The organism is Chryseobacterium sp. S0630 (genome assembly GCF_024158915.1).
Lineage (GTDB): Bacteria > Bacteroidota > Bacteroidia > Flavobacteriales > Weeksellaceae > Chryseobacterium.
On record NZ_JAMZGF010000084.1, the window covers coordinates 1 to 18,232 of the forward strand.

At 34.4% G+C, this 18,232-nt stretch carries 17 protein-coding genes and 1 riboswitch; of the genes, 13 read left to right on the forward strand and 4 right to left on the reverse strand.

Annotated features, from left to right (window positions below; translation table 11 throughout):
- Window positions 1–329: 329 nt before the first annotated feature.
- The 4 genes from tnpA to NK356_RS22660 all read left to right on the forward strand — a co-directional run bounded on the left by tnpA (window position 330) and on the right by NK356_RS22660 (window position 3,492).
- Entirely contained in the window at window positions 330–758 is a 429-nt protein-coding gene (gene tnpA / locus NK356_RS22645) for an IS200/IS605 family transposase (RefSeq protein WP_034695053.1), read from the forward strand.
- A gap of 277 nt (window positions 759–1,035) precedes the next feature.
- Entirely contained in the window at window positions 1,036–1,584 is a 549-nt protein-coding gene (locus NK356_RS22650) for an L-threonylcarbamoyladenylate synthase (protein ID WP_034695051.1), read from the forward strand.
- Between the two features lie 107 nt (window positions 1,585–1,691).
- Window positions 1,692–2,036, forward strand: coding sequence for a nuclear transport factor 2 family protein (locus NK356_RS22655; protein WP_034695049.1), 345 nt, complete (start codon window positions 1,692–1,694; stop codon window positions 2,034–2,036).
- A 37-nt stretch (window positions 2,037–2,073) separates the two neighbouring features.
- Window positions 2,074–3,492, forward strand: a complete 1,419-nt coding sequence (locus tag NK356_RS22660; protein WP_034695047.1) for a CCA tRNA nucleotidyltransferase — start codon at window positions 2,074–2,076, stop codon at window positions 3,490–3,492.
- Window positions 3,493–3,649: 157 nt separating this feature from the next.
- On the opposite strand, the gene NK356_RS22665 is transcribed toward NK356_RS22660, so the two are convergent.
- From NK356_RS22665 to NK356_RS22675, 3 genes are all read right to left on the reverse strand, one after another.
- Entirely contained in the window at window positions 3,650–4,702 is a 1,053-nt protein-coding gene (locus tag NK356_RS22665; protein WP_253318120.1) for a DUF5074 domain-containing protein, read from the reverse strand.
- Window positions 4,703–4,722: 20 nt separating this feature from the next.
- Complete coding sequence (locus tag NK356_RS22670; protein ID WP_253318121.1) at window positions 4,723–6,549, reverse strand: TonB-dependent siderophore receptor; 1,827 nt, start codon at window positions 6,547–6,549, stop codon at window positions 4,723–4,725.
- Window positions 6,550–6,580: 31 nt separating this feature from the next.
- Window positions 6,581–6,759, reverse strand: a riboswitch (cobalamin riboswitch).
- Window positions 6,760–6,895: 136 nt separating this feature from the next.
- Complete coding sequence (locus NK356_RS22675) at window positions 6,896–8,209, reverse strand: T9SS type A sorting domain-containing protein (protein WP_253318122.1); 1,314 nt, start codon at window positions 8,207–8,209, stop codon at window positions 6,896–6,898.
- A gap of 154 nt (window positions 8,210–8,363) precedes the next feature.
- On the opposite strand from NK356_RS22675, the gene NK356_RS22680 reads away from it, so the two are divergent.
- Window positions 8,364–9,980, forward strand: a complete 1,617-nt coding sequence (locus tag NK356_RS22680) for an AraC family transcriptional regulator (protein ID WP_253318123.1) — start codon at window positions 8,364–8,366, stop codon at window positions 9,978–9,980.
- Window positions 9,977–11,107, forward strand: coding sequence for a lipopolysaccharide assembly protein LapB (locus NK356_RS22685; protein WP_034699370.1), 1,131 nt, complete (start codon window positions 9,977–9,979; stop codon window positions 11,105–11,107). The genes NK356_RS22680 and NK356_RS22685 overlap by 4 nt, the downstream gene beginning before the upstream one ends.
- Window positions 11,108–11,330: 223 nt before the next feature.
- Here NK356_RS22685 and pafA read toward each other — a convergent pair whose 3' ends face one another.
- Window positions 11,331–12,977: an alkaline phosphatase PafA gene (pafA, locus tag NK356_RS22690; protein WP_253318124.1), complete on the reverse strand. Its 1,647-nt coding sequence runs from the start codon at window positions 12,975–12,977 to the stop codon at window positions 11,331–11,333.
- Between the two features lie 101 nt (window positions 12,978–13,078).
- Between pafA and NK356_RS22695 the strand changes: the two genes are divergently transcribed.
- The 7 genes from NK356_RS22695 (at window position 13,079) to NK356_RS22725 (ending at window position 18,154) form a co-directional block, all read left to right on the forward strand.
- A complete protein-coding gene (locus tag NK356_RS22695; RefSeq protein WP_034699365.1) occupies window positions 13,079–13,864 on the forward strand; it encodes a hypothetical protein in 786 nt (261 codons plus the stop codon).
- Between the two features lie 20 nt (window positions 13,865–13,884).
- Window positions 13,885–14,277, forward strand: a complete 393-nt coding sequence (locus NK356_RS22700) for a VOC family protein (protein ID WP_253318125.1) — start codon at window positions 13,885–13,887, stop codon at window positions 14,275–14,277.
- A 17-nt stretch (window positions 14,278–14,294) separates the two neighbouring features.
- Window positions 14,295–14,831: a GNAT family N-acetyltransferase gene (locus NK356_RS22705; RefSeq protein WP_253318126.1), complete on the forward strand. Its 537-nt coding sequence runs from the start codon at window positions 14,295–14,297 to the stop codon at window positions 14,829–14,831.
- An 80-nt stretch (window positions 14,832–14,911) separates the two neighbouring features.
- Window positions 14,912–15,145, forward strand: coding sequence for a hypothetical protein (locus NK356_RS22710; RefSeq protein WP_034699435.1), 234 nt, complete (start codon window positions 14,912–14,914; stop codon window positions 15,143–15,145).
- Window positions 15,146–15,245: 100 nt separating this feature from the next.
- Window positions 15,246–16,316 (forward strand): lipopolysaccharide assembly protein LapB, encoded by a 1,071-nt coding sequence (locus NK356_RS22715; RefSeq protein WP_253318127.1) that lies wholly within the window; start codon window positions 15,246–15,248, stop codon window positions 16,314–16,316.
- A 208-nt stretch (window positions 16,317–16,524) separates the two neighbouring features.
- Window positions 16,525–17,076: a putative glycolipid-binding domain-containing protein gene (locus NK356_RS22720; protein WP_051934607.1), complete on the forward strand. Its 552-nt coding sequence runs from the start codon at window positions 16,525–16,527 to the stop codon at window positions 17,074–17,076.
- Window positions 17,077–17,236: 160 nt separating this feature from the next.
- A complete protein-coding gene (locus NK356_RS22725; protein ID WP_253318128.1) occupies window positions 17,237–18,154 on the forward strand; it encodes an alpha/beta fold hydrolase in 918 nt (305 codons plus the stop codon).
- Window positions 18,155–18,232 lie beyond the last annotated feature (78 nt).

Here is an 18,232-nt window from a genome sequence, read left to right on the forward strand (position 1 = left end):
AATAATTCGTATAATTCTAAATTACATCATAAAAAATATCAATAGGAACGGGCTTTAGCCCGTTTTCATATTATATACCTGCCCTCCATTGGCTTTGTCCAAAATTTATAATCCCATAGATTTTGATTAAAATCATAGAATTCATATTCATTGTTTAAATGGGCTAAAGCCCATTTCTATTGAATAATAATAATTCGTATAATTCTAAATTACATCATAAAAATATCAATAGGAACGGGCTTTAGCCCGTTTTCATATTATATACCTACCCTCCATTGGCTTTAGCCAAAACTTATTAAATAAATAGTATTTTTGATAAAACAACACAAATGGCTTTTATCAAAATCTACATTCATCTTGTCTTTTCTACAAGGAACAGAGATCCTTTTCTCAATACATTCGACATACGTCTCAAAGTCTGGAAACATATTAAAGAATATGCTACAGAAAAAGGTATATTTTTAGATATGATTAATGGATATTCAGACCATTGTCATTGTCTTATTTCTCTGGGATCTGATCAGAGTATAGAAAAAATTGTACAACTATTAAAAGGTGAATCTTCACATTGGATTAATAAAAATAAACTTACTTTAGGAAAATTCTCATGGCAGGATGAATATTTTGCGGTGTCTGTCTCCGAGTCTATGATAGATAGCGTAAGAAATTATATTAAAAATCAGGAAAAACATCATCAGAAAAAAAAATTTGGTGATGAGTATAAGGAATTTATTGAAAAATATAATTTTAAAATGTAGTGAAGTTTTGGCTAAAGCCAAAGGATTTGTTTCTTTTATTTAAATGGGCTAAAGCCCATTTCTATTGAATAGGATAGTAAATCTCTAATAATTTATTGCACTACTCTAACTACATTATAAAAACATCAATAGGAACGGGCTTTAGCCCGTTTCCATATTATATACATTCCATTGGCTTTAGCCAAAGTCTATAAACATAACCACATTTACATCCCATTTTTTTGCCCAAAATTCTTATATTCTCTACCTTTATCCATTCTTTGAATTCACTACAATTATGGAACATATTATCGAAATATTAAAATCAGGTGGAACAATTCTTTACCCTACAGATACCATTTGGGGGATTGGTTGTGATGCTACCAATATAGAGGCGGTCAATAAAATTTTTGACATCAAAAAGCGCGAAAAAAACAAATCCATGATCATCCTTGTGGAATCTGAGAAAAGACTTCAGGAACTGGTAGATGTTCCAGAAATGGCGTGGGAAATTATTGATCTTAGCGAAAAACCAGTAACGATCGTTTATGAAAACCCAAGAGGTTTGCCTAAAGAACTTCTTGCAGAAGACGGAAGCATCGGAATCCGATTGGTAAAAAATGATTTTTGTAAAAAACTGATTACAAAACTGAACAAACCTTTAGTATCTACTTCTGCCAACTTCAGCGGTGAAAAAAGTCCGCTAAAATTCTCTGATATTTCTGAGGAGATGATCAGCCTTGTAGATTACGCTGTGGAGGAAGACAGAGAAAAGGTTTCAAAATACTCAGGTTCATCCGTAATCAAAATATGGAATGACAACAGAATAAAAGTTCTTAGGGAATAAGAATTCTGAACTTTTATGTTTATTTTTTAGAGTCTTGTCAGTTCATATCGGCAGGATTTCTTTTTTTTAATTCTATCTTTGCAAACTCAACTCATAAACTATTTGCTATGAATCATCACGAATTTGCTCAATTATGGATCAATGCGTGGAATTCTCATGATTTGGAAGATATACTTTCCCATTATTCGGATGATATTGAGATTACAACTCCTATGATTGCACTGGCTACTGGCGGTAAAGAAAGCTCTTTACAAGGAAAAGAGGCCGTTCGTGAATATTGGAAAAAGGCACTGGATAAGTTTCCGGACCTTCATTTTGATCTGGTATATTCCACAGCAGGAGTAGATTCTGTAGCATTATTTTATAAGTCGATTATGGATAAACATGCTGTTGAAGTCATGTTTTTTAATGAAGAGGGAAAAATTAGTAGAATGTATGCTCATTATGACTAATGGGTAACATACGTAGAAATTGTCACTATTATTAACGATGAAAATTAATCTTAATCAAAATAAGAATTTAAAACTATTTAAAATCATTTCTGAAGCAGCAGAAAGGAATAACCAGTCCGTATATATTGTGGGCGGTTATGTACGAGACCTTCTGATGAACAGAAAAGCTTCTACAGATATAGACTTTGTAACGGAACAAAGTGGTATTGAACTTGCTCAAAATGTAGCTAAGGATATAGATCCGAAATTAAAAGTTTCTGTATTCAAAACTTATGGAACGGCTATGATCAAGTATAAAGAACTTGAACTTGAATTTGTGGGAGCAAGAAAAGAAAGCTATACAGAAAACAGCCGAAAGCCGGAAGTGGAAGGCGGAAGTCTGGAAGATGACCAGAAAAGAAGAGATTTTACCATCAATGCGATGGCTATTTCTTTAAATAAAGATAATTTCGGAGAACTGATTGATCCATTCAATGGAATTGAAGATCTTGAAAAAGGAATTTTAAGAACACCGTTAGAACCTGCTCAGACTTACTCTGATGATCCATTAAGAATGATGAGGGCAGTACGTTTTGCTTCAACTTTAAATTTTAAAATTGAGGAAAATTCTCTGAGAGCGATCCAGCAGGAAGCAGAAAGAATTAAGATTGTTTCTATGGAAAGAATCATGGTAGAATTCAATAAAATTATGCTTTCTGAAAAACCGTCTATCGGACTGAGACTGATGGAGCAAACCGGTCTTATGAAGCTGATTATTCCTGAACTGATAGAACTGAAAGGAGTGGAAGAAGTAGAAGGACAAACTCACAAAGATAATTTTTATCATACTTTAGAAGTTGTAGACAATATTTCTGTGAATACTGACAATCTTTGGCTCCGTTGGTCTGCCCTGCTCCATGATATTGGAAAAGCTCCAACAAAAAAGTTTGTAGAAGGAACAGGATGGACATTTCACGGACATGAATTTTTGGGTTCAAAAATGGTAAAAACACTTTTTCAAAGATTAAAACTGCCTTTGGGAAGTGACATGAAATATGTTCAGAAGATGGTGAAACTTTCATCAAGACCTATCGCACTGATTACTGATGATGCTTCAGATTCTGCATTGAGAAGGCTTTTATTTGATGCCGGAGAAAACCTTGAAGACCTTTTCACGCTTTGTAAGGCAGACATTACCACTAAAAACTCTAAAAAGCAGGAGAAATTCAAAAGAAACTTTGAATATGTAGCGGTAAAGATCAAAGAAGTGGAAGAAAAGGATCAGGTAAGAAACTTTCAACCCCCAATTACCGGTGAAGAGATTATGGTAATGTTTAACCTTAAGCCAGGCCGTGAAATCGGAATCCTAAAAGAGAAGGTGAAAGAAGCTATTCTTGAAGGTGAAATTCCTAATGAAAAAGAGGAAGCTACAAAATTTGTGATTGCTGAGGCTGAAAAACTGGGGTTAACCTTATAATTCAATTAATATAAAATATAAAACCGGCGGGATGTTCCATCCCGCCGGTTTTTTTGTTTCCCTAGGGAAACAAAGCCGGCCGGTTTCTTCGAAACCGGCCGGAAAAAAACACAAATGATGAAAAAATAAAAAATTATTTTTTATATGTTGTTATACATTACGGATTCAGGAAAGTTCCGTTAGCACCCAGCCCTCCGGTTTTAAGAGATCCCATTTTGGCACCCGTAGCGGCTGAATAAATTACCATTTCACTTTCTTGAGTGAACTGTTTAACATCTGATGCAAAAATCCTTCCATCAATAACATTAAAACCATATAATGTAAAATAAGGACCTCCGTCTGCAGCTGTTAATAGTGGGCTGGTAGGAACTGTTGGAGTAGCTAAACCTGTTGTATATACTTTATTTCCAGAGCTGAAGTAGATCTTATCGTTATCAATCTGAAGGTTTGTAGCACTAGGAATTCCCGCCAGCGTAATTACCGGTGTAAGCGCTCCGGTACTTGAAATTTTATAGATATAAGAATCTGTAGCTGTTGAAGAAATTGTATAAACATTGGACTTGTATGATACTGTATTTCCAATCTGCCCATTTGGAACAGTAATTTCAGTTTTAGCATCATTAGAAGTATTGATATAAGTAATCTTATTTCCATACCCTGATGAAGCATTTTGTACAAACACATTTCCTCCTGCTTCTACTGTCTTATCAGAAACTTCAGTTGTGCTGATTTTGCTTACAAATGAATAGTCAGAAGCTTTATATTTTGTTATACTTTGAGTATGTGCAACGAAGTTTGTATTGGATACATAAATGAAATTGTTAGCAAAAGTAATTCCTCTTGGGTTATCAAGCTGATCTGTAATTACTCCTAACTTTTTGAATGTATAACGGTCTACTACAACAATTTTATTTGAGTTGTTGATTACAAGATAAGCTTTATTCCCGTTAAGTCCAATGGTCTGAAGAACATCTCCAAGGATCTCATTGTTATTATAACCATACACGTCATCCTGTTTCAGGCTTAAATCTCTTGTTACAAAGGTTACCTTAGCTCCCTGGCTGTTATAGTTTCCTTCATTAGAGATAAAATATCCGTTCTGATAAGTGATCGGAGAAATTTCAATTTCATCAGAACTGTTTGTACATGAAGAAATGTTAAACAATAACACTACTGCAAATAATACAGTTAAAAGTTTAGTTATTTTCATATTTACTCAATTTTAATTTATTAAAAATTTATTGCGGCATACACACTATAGTTTCTTTTGGGCAAAGGATAGAAAGAAACAGTTTTGTAGTATGTATTCGTTAGATTATTCACTTTGAACCCTAAGGTATATTTTTTGGCTAAAGTTGCAGAAACACCCATATTTAAAAGAAAATAAGGATCTATGGCATCTGATCTTTTTTCGTCACTTGTAGTGTATGTAACACCATTCACCTGTCCCTGTGCAAAAAATTTAAAGAAACCATATTCGTAATCTATATTGGCAGTCCCTCTGTGCATAGGAACATAAGGTCTCTGCATTTTCGTTTCTTTATCAATAGATTTTGCATAATAATACCCTGCATTCGCACGGATTTTATGGTTCCCCAGCTGTTTACTGAAAGACAGTTGAGATTCCAATCCGTAAGATTCAGATTTATTCACATTGTATGCCTGCCAGTAGCCTAAAGCAGTCGGAAGCCAGACAATAAGATCAGTCACATTCATATAGTATGGAGATAAAGTAAGTTTAAAATCTCCCACTTTGAACTCATTGGTCATGTCTACCTGAGTAGAAGTTTCCGGTCTCAGATCTTTATTTCCTCCCGGTTCATAATAAATATCATTAAAGGATGGAAATCTGAAATTTTTTGACACATTAAAGCTTACATCATACCATTTTGCAGCACTCCATTTTCCGGAGAATGAATACATCAGCGGAGACTTCACATCTTCCACAAAATCTTTCTTAAATCCTCCCTCAAAACGCAGGTCTTTTGTTGCAAAATATCTTAACAATCCTGAAACAGAACCAATATTTCTGCTCACACTGGATATTCCGTTCATATATCCCTCTCCTTTATTGACCTGAAACTCTCCAATGATATTAAAATTCCACTTTGAGTTCAGGAAATAATTAAAATCATTTTTAAGGATATAATTTTTCCCGGTTCCGCCACTTGATTTAGGCTGATTTAACGAACCGAAAAATTGAAAATTCTCTTCTGTATAAGCTGCTTTAAAGGAATTGCTGAACTTTGTTTTGTTCCAGTCCCAGGAAAGAAGGCTTCTTACACTCTGAGTTTTATATTTCGTTTTTGTTCCCGTTTCTTCATATACAGGAAAGCGCTGCGAAGAATCAAAAAACTGACTTTGCCACGAAATTTTATGATCGTTTGTAATTTTATAGGATGCTCCTACATTAAATGTTGTATTGTAATAACTCCCGTTTCTGTTGATATAGTTCAGGTCACTGACCTTATAATCATTTTCACTTACAGAATAATTTCCGGAAGCTTTGAAACTGAATCTATCATTGCTGTAAGATCCTTTTATAAAATTATTATAAGTGTTAAAGGAAGCGACTTCAGAAAATAAAGAACCATGGAAACCTTTATTAAAGTCAAGCGTATTATTCAGGTGAATACTTCCTCCAATGGCACCACTTCCGTATATTACACTTCCTCCTCCGGCTTTTACACCAATCTGATCATATCCGAACAAGGCAATATTATTGATATCTCCCTGCCCCAGAAAATTGGAATTGATATTAATCCCATTCCAGACAAAAGCAGTCTGCTGAGCGGTAGTTCCTCTGAAAGAAGGTGAAGAAACAGCACCACGGCCATTTTCTTTGATAAAAACCTGTGACTGAAATCTCAGAAGTTCAGAAAGATTACTGGAGTTTTTCTCGGCATCTTCCGCCGAAATTATTTTTACCGGATGAAAAAGTTTCACCCTATTCATCTGATTGTCGAAGACATAAACAGTATCGATGGCCTTCTCTTGTCCAAAAAGAAAACAGCCATACGATGAAAAAAGCAGTACTAAAGATCTTTTTATATCCATACTTTTTTACTTTTCCTCCGAAAGCAATATGTTTTTTAATTATAATTCCGGCAGGTCTCCTGACTTTCGCATTCTGCTCCTTCCCGTTATTAAACAGTGGTTTTTTGCAGAAACTTGAGTTGCGATTTACAGTTGCGGGGACAGTCCGGGAGTTACACCCGATTCCCTTTTCATTCCAAAATACTGGAAACCAAAATTTTTGCAAAGATAGTTTTTTATATGTATTCGCCAAAAACCAGGCTTTTCTATACCAACAAGCTATCCTTTTGTTATATACACAAAAAAGAACGGCCGCTTTCAATATTGAAAACAGCCATTCATCCCACTACTTTACTATTTATATATGTTATTTTTTTATAAACTTATAAGCCTCCTGTTTTACTCCTTTTACAGAGTATTGTAAAATATAATCTCCTTTTGACAGGGATGAAACATCAATCTGCCCTTCTACCGTATCAAATGATTTTACCTTTTGTCCAACCATATTATAAATTTCAGCTTTCTCTATTTTTCCCTTTCCTTTAAAATATAGAATATCAGTCACAGGATTAGGATAGATTCCTATACTGTTTTTCTCTTTCACGGCATCATTGACCGATAAAAATTGAGAAATATCCAGATAAAAAGCAATCATCTGCCCTGAAGCATTTGTCCCAGCTCCGGCAATTTTTTTTCCGTCCTGTGAAATCGCTAAAGGAAGCCCCATCGTGACTCCATTGGTAGCAATTCCTAAAGACACGGCATAATCATTCAGATTAATTCTTCCGCTAGCAGAGGTCCAGATAAAGCCTTCCCCTGACATAGGAGGTGCTCCAAATGCTCTGTAGTACCCTATTACTTTTTTCCCATCAGCAGAAATTCCTGTTGCTCCTCCTTTGAAGCTGAAAGAAGCATTAGGATGTGTTATATAAGTAAGTCCACTTACCGAATTCCAGACATAAGGATTAGGATTTGCTGAGCCTATGATGGTATTTCCGTCTGCAGAAATTCCTCCTGCTTCCCCTACATTGTTTCCATTATTATCTGTAATAAAACTTTCTACTCCATCCTGCCATTTTGCCCCACTTCTTGTTCCGGTCGGCTCATCCTGCCAACCTACAATTACTGTTCCTGCAGCATTGATTGCATTGGCTCTGGAGCTGCGTCCGGGAACCATACTTCCCAAATCTATCATTCCGCTTACAGCATCCCATTTCACAGCATGTGCGTTCGCAGCAGTAAGAAATCCTAAACCTACGATCGTACTTCCATTGGTAGTCATGCCCCAGGTTGAACTTACACTGCCATCCCATCCAGTAGGAACAAGCCCACCTCTGTTTACCCAGGTGGAAGTAGCTACATCATAAGTTGATATTTCATTGAATCCCGTTGCTGCATTTGTAATGGATGACGATATTTTAGTTCCGTCATTCGAAACAACAGTTCTACCAGCAGCCGGATAACCGTTTGATATAGAACCAATCTGTACAAGTCCTCCCGCTGCATCCCATTTATATATTCCTCCTCCACTTGTATGCATACTTACGACTCCATTGTCTGAGACTGCTCCTACATTATAATTTCCCAAACCTATTACAGTAAGCTGAGCTTCTGCAAAACCAAATTTCAGAAAAAGACAAGCCGTCAACATTTTCATTGATACTCTGTAAAAATTTTTCATATTTTATTATATTTAGCGTTTCGAATTGGTGAAAACAATATTAATACAATATTCACCTTGTCAAAAGAAATTGGCTTTCATAATTCGTGAATTTTAAAAGAATTTAATTTTTAAAAACCTAATAACCAAACAGATACAAAACAATATTTTGAATATGGATTTTACCAGAACTATTCAAAAAAACACAAAAAACAAATTATCTAGACAAAAATTATTTCAAACTTTACTGTTTATTTTCATTTTCTGCTCCCTTACCACCAAAGGACAGTCCGGTCCGGACTTTACTATTCTAGCCGATAAGGCATTTCTGAAGCTTTATCAGAATTCTGACGAATGCATCAGTTATACCCAGGGAATTCTTGTGAGTGATCAAAATGCCGAGCACAAAATTGTACTTCAAAACATTATTTCACAAGCTTTTGCCATGAAGGGGGAATATGTACAATCTGTCAATATTTTCGCTCAAAAAGAAGAGCCTGATCAGAAAAACGATCTTTCTTATTTTATGCAGGTCTTCAGTGATTATAATCTTGCAGATCAGTATCAGAATCTGGGTTTGTACAATCAATCGAAACGAATTATTTCTCATCTCTTGTCTGATCAAAAACTCCTTAAAAGCAGTAATCCGGCATTAAAAATCACCACCGCAAAATTATTTCAGCTTCAGGCATTGAACTCGGGAATTAACAGAAACTATCCTGAGGCTCTAAAAAATCTTGATCAAAGTAATCAATACCTCGACGATTATAATGAAGAGAATAGAATTTTAAAAATCGAAAACAGAATTTTCAGATCTTCCTATCTGCTGAAACTAAATAAACAAACTGAATATAAAGCACTTATAGACAGTGTTATTACAGATCTTGAACATCAGAAAAACCAACCTTTTCTCTTAGGACTGGCCTATGAAAACCTCTCCCAATATTATTTTCTGAGACAGGATTATGCTATAGCTATTGAAAAACTGGAAGCAGGGCTTCAATTGATTGAAAATCTTTCTTTTAACAATTTAAAAATTAAAATCTACGAGTCACTTTCCCGTAATTATTACGCAGTACATAATGATGCAAAATATCATCAGTACAATAAACTTTACAATGATTTAAAAGTAAAAACAGATTCCAGCTCAAAAGAAGGAATACGATATCTTGTGAAACTTGTGGAAACCAATCAAAACAAAAATATTGAATTTCAGAAACATCTGCTTCTAAGATCTTCCTGGTCTTTAATCCTGATTATATCTTTGATCATTTTGGGTTTGCTTACTTATTTTTTACTCATGAGAAGTAAAAATAAAGACTTAAAAAAACAGTTTGATTTCTTTGAAAAACAGATCAGCCGAAAATCTCAACCCATCATTTTAAACAAAACAGCTCCAGCGACAAAAGATTCCGCCACAACAAAAATATCCAGGGAAAAAGAAGATGAAATTCTCCAAAAGTTAGAAGAATTTGAAAAATCCGATCGATTTCTGAATAAAAACATGTCTCTGTCTCTGCTTTCCTCTCAAATGGAAATCAATACAAAATACCTTTCGGAAATTATTAATAATAAAGAAAAAAACTTCAACGGATATATTAATAAACTTAGAATCAACCATATTGTACAGTTGCTAAGAACTGATTCTACTTTTCTTAATTATAAAGTAAGTTATCTGGCAGAATATTCAGGATTCTCATCACACAGTGCATTCACTACTGTTTTTAAGTCAGTTACGGGAATGTCTCCCAATGCCTATATTCAGGAAATCAGTAAAACAAAAGCCTTATGAAATCAATTGTAAAAATAATCCTGTTGCTGGTTGCCTTTTGTAATTTTACGAAAGCACAAAAGACACCTGACAGTGTCTTAATAAAAAAAGCGAAACTTGAAATTTACGATAACCCTGATCACACCATCAAAATCGGAGAACAATTATTAAAAAAATCTCATGATATAAAGACTTCTATCAATCTTTACATGCTGCTTTCAACAGCCAATATTGCCAAAAGAAATTTTGAAGAGTCTTTACAATATATTCTAAAAGCAAAAGAACTGTCTCAGAAAACCAATGATCCCAGAAGCCAGGCAGGCGTTCTCATCTCAGTCGCTATTCAATATCAGCAAATGGAACTTTTCAACAAATGCCTGGAAACACTTAATGAGGCAGAACAGTATATTGCAAAAATTCCAGAAAAAAAACCTGAGAAATACATTGAAACGGCTGCAAGCTATGCAATAAGGGGAATGGTGTATAAAAGCCAGTCTAATTCCGAAATTGCTTTGGAAAAATTCCTGATTTCTATACGAAATTATGAAAAGGTTCCCGTAAAGAAAACCACTTATTCTAATATGAGTGTGGTGTTTTACAATATTGGATACTGTTATCTTAACCTTAATCAAATTGATAAAGCGCAGGAAGCTTTCCTACAGTCTATCAACTATGCCCGCAATAATTATGCTAAAAGTCTGGAAGCATTTGCTTTGAAAGGAATTGCTGAAATACACAAACAAAGACACGAAAATCAAGCTGCAATAAACCTTTTACTAAAAGCTGAGGATCTTTCTAAAAATACCGGAGATATTATTCTGAACGAAGGGCTTTATAAAGAAATGGCTGAGAATTATCTTGCTATGGGACAACAGAATCTCTATCAGCAGTTTAATAAAAAACACATGGAAATGCGATTTAAAAGAAAGCAGAATGAACTTAAATCCATTAATCAGGTGATCGACAACCACAATAAGGAAACAGCTTTGAAAAGTGAGAAACTGAAATCTGATTATCTTTATATTAAAATGGCTTCAGTCCTTCTGGGATGTATTTTGATAGTTATTCTTTTATATTTTATTATCAAAATCAGAAAACAGAATAAGAAGTTTCATAAAGAGATACAGCAAATGATAAGAACATCATAAGCTATGAAAATAAAAAAACATCCCAATTTGGGATGTTTTTTATACTGTAACTGTTTAAACTTATCAAAAAATTTTGATGAACCATTAAAAATAAAGTATAGTTAAGATAAATCATTCTGATTTTTAAGCTTAAAGCGAAGCTCATCTTAATACTCTCAACACCTTAATACAATCTTAATGTTTCAAAAAATAAACGTTTAAACAGATTAGTTCTATAATTAATTTATTTACCAATAACTTCTGTAATTGGATTTCCTACATTTCCACTTGGAAACTGGATTTTCAATAAAGAAGATACCGTAGGAGCAATATCTGTCATGTGATATTCTTTGTTGCTTTCTCCCTGTTTCACTCCCCATCCCATAAAGATCAATGGAATGTGAGAATCGTAAGAATTCCATACACTGTGTGTAGTTCCTGTTTTAGAATATGGCGGAAGCATAGAATCATGAGAAATTAACTGGATATCTCCACTTCTCTGTCTGTTGATTCCATTAATAATTCTTTGTTTGATTGGTTCCGGAATGCTTGCCTCCTGAACTTTGTCTACAGAAACAGCATATAAAACAGTAGGATCTTTCTCAATTTCTTTTACAGCAAAGTTTCTTACATCATCCAATTCAAGCTTGTTGTCTGTCAATACTTTTCTGTCGAAATAAACCTGATAGTTATCAATGGCATTAACCAATTTATCTGCTCCGAACTTTTCTTTCAGTTTCTGGTTCAGATTCTTTTCTGCATCTTCTCCGAAGAAACCGGTTGGAATTTTATGTTCTTTAAGGAATCCTACAGAGTGTGCTCCACCATGGTCAGCAGAAAGGAAAACAGTGTACTCCCCTTTTCCTACCTTTGAATCAAGATATTTGAAGAACTCTGCCAAATCCTGATCTAGTCTGATATAAACATCTTCTACTTCAATAGAATTCGGTCCGAATTTATGCCCTGCATAATCCGTAGATGCCAGGTTGATGGCTAAGAAATCAGTGATATTATCTCCACCTAGTTTTTCACCTTCTACAGAAGCTTCTGCCAATTTCAATGTCAGCGTATTCCCGAAAGGTGTATAACGGATATTGTCTTTTTTAGTCTGGTAATCTTTTGCTAAATTACTGTAAGGGAAAGTAGGTGTTTTTGCACTTCCCAACAGACCTTCCCAAGGAGAATTGTCTGGTGCACTTTCAGTATATTCATTAATTGGAAGTAAAGTATTCCATCCGTTGGCTACTAATTTTTCAGGAAGGTTTTGCGAATTAAATGATTTTACCCACTGAGGAAGATCATTCATATACCAGGTACTGGTAATGAAATTTCCTGTACTGTCATCAAACCAGAAAGCTCCGTTTGGAGTGTGTCCTGCAGGAAGAATAGAAGCACGGTCTTTCAAAGAAACCCCCACTACTTTTCCCTGGAAGTTCGTTGCCAGTCTCAATTCGTCAGTTACTGTAGTTGACCAAAGATTTTTCGGAGAGTGACTTCCTGTTTTTGTATTGGTAGTTCCTACCGGCTGAACGCTCTCATCTGCGGTACAGTAAACGCCTTTACCTGTTTCTTTATCCGTCCAGTCGTTTCCTGCAATTCCATGAATAGCCGGTACAGATCCTGTATAGATACATGTATGTCCTAAAGCTGTAATGGTAGGAACATAAGGAATATGTACATTATTCAAAGAATATCCTGTATTCAAAAGTCTTTTAAAACCATCATTCCCATACTTACCGTAGAAACGGTACAAATAGTCCCAACGCATCTGGTCTACTACCAGACCTACAACTAATTTCGGTCTTTCCAGTTGAGTATTTCTGTTCTTCTGTGCATTGATTGTAACTACGGACAATAAAGTAGCTGCCGCAATTGAAATGTTCCTAAGCATCCAAGTAAATTTTTATTGACAACAAATTTAAGGGTTTTGAAAGTTTTGGAGTATGAAATTTTATTTAAATTTGATTATTGTACAATTATCAATAATCTTCTATGATTCTAGGTGTATACTGGTATTTCAAATTCCCAGATCAATTATATGATTTTCAGTTTTTCAAATTTTATCCCGGATATGGAGGACATGCCGATAATCCTGCTGAACTGGTGGCAAGAATTGAGGTTGAAAATACAGACGATTTTATTCATAAACTGGAAGCGCTAAAATCAGATTTCAAGAAAACATATTTACACCTGAATATCGATGGAAATCAAATCATCATCAATATTGGAGACCATATGCTTTTTGATTTTCATTTTCAGTTTGCCAAAGAGATTGAAGAACTATTGATCCGTGAAAATGCAGTATTATTGGATGCCAATCTTCCTTTTACCATTCAATCCAGCAAAAGCTATCCTCCGGAAAGAGAGGATTTCAAAACTATAGAGCATCGTTTCATCCAGATGGTGGGTTCTGAATTCAAAAAAAATTATGCAGAAAATTATGCAGCCAGAATAGATTGTAATCTGCCTTTACAGCATAAAAAAGAGCTCATTGATGATATGATCCAGATTTGCAGAGAAGAAAACCTCGACGTATTTTACTATCATGATTTTGATTTTAAAGATCATTGTAACCTGATGCTTTTTTTCACTAATGGCAGACAGAAAAAAGATTCTTTTCAAAAGGTAGACATCAATTCTTTTGGCAATAAAGTAAGACAGCTCACTCAGAAATACCCTCTTCATTTTGGCCATTTCGGAAGTTTCAAAGAGTATCCTTTACACGGGCCTCATATAGAACTGATGGCAGACGAAGAATATATTATCAACAAGAAATAAAACCATTTAAATTCAATCATATGATCAAATTCAAGTATGTCATTCTCTATGTAGAAGATGTAGAAATATCTATGAACTTTTATAAAAACACTTTTGACTCTGAAATAAAATTCATCACTCCCGAAAAAGATTATGGTGAACTCCTGACCGGAGAAACAAGTCTCTCATTCGCTTCTGTGAGCCTGGCAAATTCCAATATTAAAAAAGGATTTATAACAGCAAAAGCAGAAGACCAGCCTTTCGGAATGGAACTTGGCTTTACAACAGATGATGTGGAGGCTTTGGTAGAAAAAGCAATAAAAAACGGAGCTGTCCTTTATGAAGAGATTGCTATAAAACCATGGGGACAAAAAACGGCTTATATTAAAGATCCCAACAATTATCTGGTAGAAATTTGTACTGAAATTCAATAAAATAAAAATATACAAGGGTGGAAATAAAAAAATTACAAAAACTAACCTCTAATCCAAGTCTGGATTGGGGACATAACGGGTATACAACAGACATAAGATATGTGGTTTCCTCTATTGAGTTTGGAGGTTCTTTTGAGTTTATTTTAAAAGAGAAGTCTTTGCCTTACCACAAAATATGGGAAACGACTTCTGAAGATCTTGAAGAATTGAATACCATTATTGAACAGGGAAATTCTTTCGGTGCTTTTGTTAATGAAGAATTGGCAGGCTGGATTATCTGTGAACACAGGACCTGGAACAATAGTTTTTATATTGAAAATATCCTGATCAACGAAAAATACAGAAGACAGGGAATCGGAATTATGTTGATTAAAAGTGCCATTAAAGAAGCCAGGAAATTGAATTGCAGAGTGATTGAACTGGAAACACAGAACACCAATTATCCTGCGATACAATTTTACAGAAGAATGGGATTCAATATTACCGGACTGAATACAAGATTGTATGAAAATGCAGAGGAAATCGCGCTTTTTATGACTTTAGATGTAGATTAATTCCACCAAATTCATTAAAACACTTGCTGGTGTGTTAATAATTTTATACATTAGTAATCAACAAATTAAAAATGATTACTATGAAAAATTTAAAAAAATTAAAGAGAAATCAGCTTGTGTTGATCAGTGGTGGTGACACTCCGTATGCCATATGTGATATGGATGGTAACTGCCCACCAACTATAGGTTCGTATTATTGCAGCGACGGTACTTGTTACAGAGTTTCCGGAGGAGGTGGTAGCAACCCTGGATGCAATGAACCTATGCGCCTGTGCCAGGAATGGGAAACAGGATGCGGATGTGTTTATATGTAAAAAATATTTGTTAGATAAAATTTTGTTGAGGGCGGTTTTTACCGCTCTTTTTTTGTTTAAAAAAATGCATATTTGCAATAAGACTAATATCAAAAAACTCATGTTACGACAAATTTATTTTTTAGCTGCACTCACTGCCTTTTCATTCATTTATTCGCAGAAAAAGACATTCAAATGTGCAGAAGTTCATGATGCTGTCAAACTTATTGATGAAGAAAAATATGATGAGGGGATCGCTATTCTTAGAGAATGTGAAAAAAAAGATCCAAAAGATTATACTTATCCATATGAAATTGCACTTGCTTATATCCGAAAAGAAGATTATAAGAGTGCCATATCACTGTTAGAAAAAATCAAAGATTATCCAAATATTGATGACTATTATTATGCCCTTCTAGGTAATGCCTATGATTATGCTGATAACCCGGAACAAGCTATAAAGGCTTATGATGAAGGATTAAAAAAATTTCCGTCTTCCGGAAAACTTTATTTGGAGAAAGGAATTGTCCTTGATCTTCAAAAGAAAATAAACCAAGCCGTTGAAAACTACGAAAAAGGGATAAAGGCAGAACCGTCATATCCATCCAACTACTACAGAATAGCCAAATTATTTCTAAATTCTAATAATTTGCTATACGGTCTGATTTATGGTGAAATATTCTTAAATCTGGAACGTACTACTTCCAGAAGCCAGGAAATGAGCCAACTTTTATATAGCGGGTATAAAAAAGCGATAAAATTCAAAGAAAAAAGTACAACAGTTGATCTTTGCCAGGCCATTATCATTATTGAAAAAGACAGTAAACCTAATGACCCTCTCCCTTTTTGTATTCTTTACAGCGGATATTTTGCACTCGCTACTGCTAATAAAAAAGAAATTAATCTGGAAACCCTATCAGACATCAGAAAAAAGGCATTGAAGGAATATTTCAAAATCAAGAGCAATCCTTCAAATGTTTTATTAAACTATCAAAAAATAATGGATGACAACAACCTATTTAATGCTTATAATTATTACCTGTTTCAGATAGGAGATAAAGAGGCTTTTAAAAATTGGCTTACCAATAATAAAGAAGAATATGACAAATTTGTGGATTGGTACACCAATGATGCCAATATTCTTAAAATTAATGAAAAAAACCTGTACATTTCTGATCCTTTACCTAAATAATCTGATGCTTTTCTTTTGAAGAATTTAAGTGAACTTCATTATTTTCGTAAAAACAGGATCAATTAATATATTGCAAAACGCTCTGAAGTTTATCATTTTCTAATTATTGCGCCATCTCTCACTCAGCTGGCTTCATTTCTGGAGCCGCAATGGAAAAACCAAACCCGTTAAAACTAATGAAATCACATTAAGCACCAAATAATATATTATGAAAACATTGATCTGGAAAGGAATATTTTATCAATCTTTTGAATATTTTAATTTACAATCCGATGATAAAAACTATGCGGCAGAATCAAAGATCATCGGTTGCCATGAAGATAAAATATATAGTATAGAGTATAAAATTCACATTGATAAAGACTGGATCATTCAGGACTTTCTGATCGAATCGGAGATCAATAAAGTAAAAAGAACACTTGCCGGAAAAAAAATCCAGGATCAATGGGAAATTAATCATGTTATAAACCCGGAATTCAATAATTTTAAATTTATAGATATTTCTCTGACGCCATTTACCAATACACTACCTATCAACTATTTAAAACTTTCTGAAAACACTTCTCAGAAAATTGATGTCCTCTATATTGATGTTTTAAATCATCATATCAGACCTGTCCAGCAGCAATATACCCGGACCGCTGCTAATCAATATTTGTATGAAAATATAGAAAATGATTTTAAAGCAGAGATTTCAATCGATGAAACGGGATTAGTAACGGCTTATCCTAAACTGTTTGAAAAGATTGCAGAACTTTGAAAAGCTGAAACGGGCCCTTTCTTAAGTCAAGATTGGAATAGAATTATCGAATATATTGAAACTGAAGTTAATGAGAGTATGTTCTCAAAAAAATAAGCTTTAATAGAAAGATAATTTGTTATTCTAGTAATAAACAGCTTATTACAATTGTTATAATAGTATGAAAACAATTGCTCACTTATTATTTTTTTTCGTTTCACTGACAGTCTTTTCAGCTCAGAATCATCCATCAGAAGCCTTTTTTGAAACCTCTGATCATGTAAAAATCAAATACAAAGTCTCAGGAAAAGGAGAAGCATGTTTTTATATTCCCGGTGGTCCCGGACAAGGATATTCTTCCTTTGAACTAATGGGTGGAAATAATCTGGAAAAAAACATGCAGATGGTTTATATGGATCAGCGGGGTTCCGGTGAATCCGGCACTTCTGAAAACTACCATCTTGATAAAATGATTCAGGATATTGAAGAACTGAGACAGCATCTTAAATTGAAAAAGGTCTTACTGCTCGCTCATTCTTTTGGTGGAATAATAGCTGTAAACTATGCAAAAAAATATCCCCAGCATACCAACGGACTCATCCTTGCCAATGTCACCCTGCATTTTCTGAATGATGAATCTGTCAAGGAACAGATTGAATATGGAAACAGCCTATTAAAGCTAAAAAACAGAGCAATTCCTAAAGACAGCCTTTCTTCAGAACTTTCAAAAGTCAGCAGCGCTTTAAGAAAGAAAAGAATCGGATATAAATTCCTGACCGAAGATATTGAAACCATAAAAGAATCGGATAAGATTGATTCCCTTCACCCCAGAATCATCGACTTCGGAATGGCTGTCATTTCAAAACCTAAAGATTTTCCTGAATATTACGCTGATTATGCTCCAATGACAAAAGAGATTAATGTTCCTGTTCTTATCATTACGGGAAAAAAGGATAAAGCAGTGGGAACTCAGCATTATAAAACCTTCAGGTTTCCCAATCAGAAAGTATTTTCCATTGATGGCGGACATCTTTTGTATTATGAGAAAAATAAAGACTTTGTAAATGCTGTAAATCGTTTTGTGAATACAATAAAATGATATGGTATTGGTAACTTCATTTTTGTAGGTTTCGGGGGGGGCCGGGGGCGGGGCGCCCCCCCCGCGGATTTTGTTCTA

Coding starts and splice junctions, on each gene's coding strand:
- NK356_RS22715 (WP_253318127.1), top strand. CDS start 15,246: ATGTTACGACAAATTTATTTTTTAGCTGCACTCACTGCCTTTTCATTC.
- NK356_RS22725 (WP_253318128.1), top strand. CDS start 17,237: ATGAAAACAATTGCTCACTTATTATTTTTTTTCGTTTCACTGACAGTC.
- NK356_RS22720 (WP_051934607.1), top strand. CDS start 16,525: ATGAAAACATTGATCTGGAAAGGAATATTTTATCAATCTTTTGAATAT.
- NK356_RS22665 (WP_253318120.1), bottom strand. CDS start 4,702: ATGAAAATAACTAAACTTTTAACTGTATTATTTGCAGTAGTGTTATTG.
- NK356_RS22700 (WP_253318125.1), top strand. CDS start 13,885: ATGATCAAATTCAAGTATGTCATTCTCTATGTAGAAGATGTAGAAATA.
- tnpA (WP_034695053.1), top strand. CDS start 330: ATGGCTTTTATCAAAATCTACATTCATCTTGTCTTTTCTACAAGGAAC.
- NK356_RS22710 (WP_034699435.1), top strand. CDS start 14,912: ATGAAAAATTTAAAAAAATTAAAGAGAAATCAGCTTGTGTTGATCAGT.
- NK356_RS22670 (WP_253318121.1), bottom strand. CDS start 6,549: ATGGATATAAAAAGATCTTTAGTACTGCTTTTTTCATCGTATGGCTGT.
- NK356_RS22675 (WP_253318122.1), bottom strand. CDS start 8,209: ATGAAAAATTTTTACAGAGTATCAATGAAAATGTTGACGGCTTGTCTT.
- NK356_RS22655 (WP_034695049.1), top strand. CDS start 1,692: ATGAATCATCACGAATTTGCTCAATTATGGATCAATGCGTGGAATTCT.
- NK356_RS22660 (WP_034695047.1), top strand. CDS start 2,074: ATGAAAATTAATCTTAATCAAAATAAGAATTTAAAACTATTTAAAATC.
- NK356_RS22685 (WP_034699370.1), top strand. CDS start 9,977: ATGAAATCAATTGTAAAAATAATCCTGTTGCTGGTTGCCTTTTGTAAT.
- NK356_RS22680 (WP_253318123.1), top strand. CDS start 8,364: ATGGATTTTACCAGAACTATTCAAAAAAACACAAAAAACAAATTATCT.
- NK356_RS22650 (WP_034695051.1), top strand. CDS start 1,036: ATGGAACATATTATCGAAATATTAAAATCAGGTGGAACAATTCTTTAC.
- NK356_RS22695 (WP_034699365.1), top strand. CDS start 13,079: ATGATTCTAGGTGTATACTGGTATTTCAAATTCCCAGATCAATTATAT.
- pafA (WP_253318124.1), bottom strand. CDS start 12,977: ATGCTTAGGAACATTTCAATTGCGGCAGCTACTTTATTGTCCGTAGTT.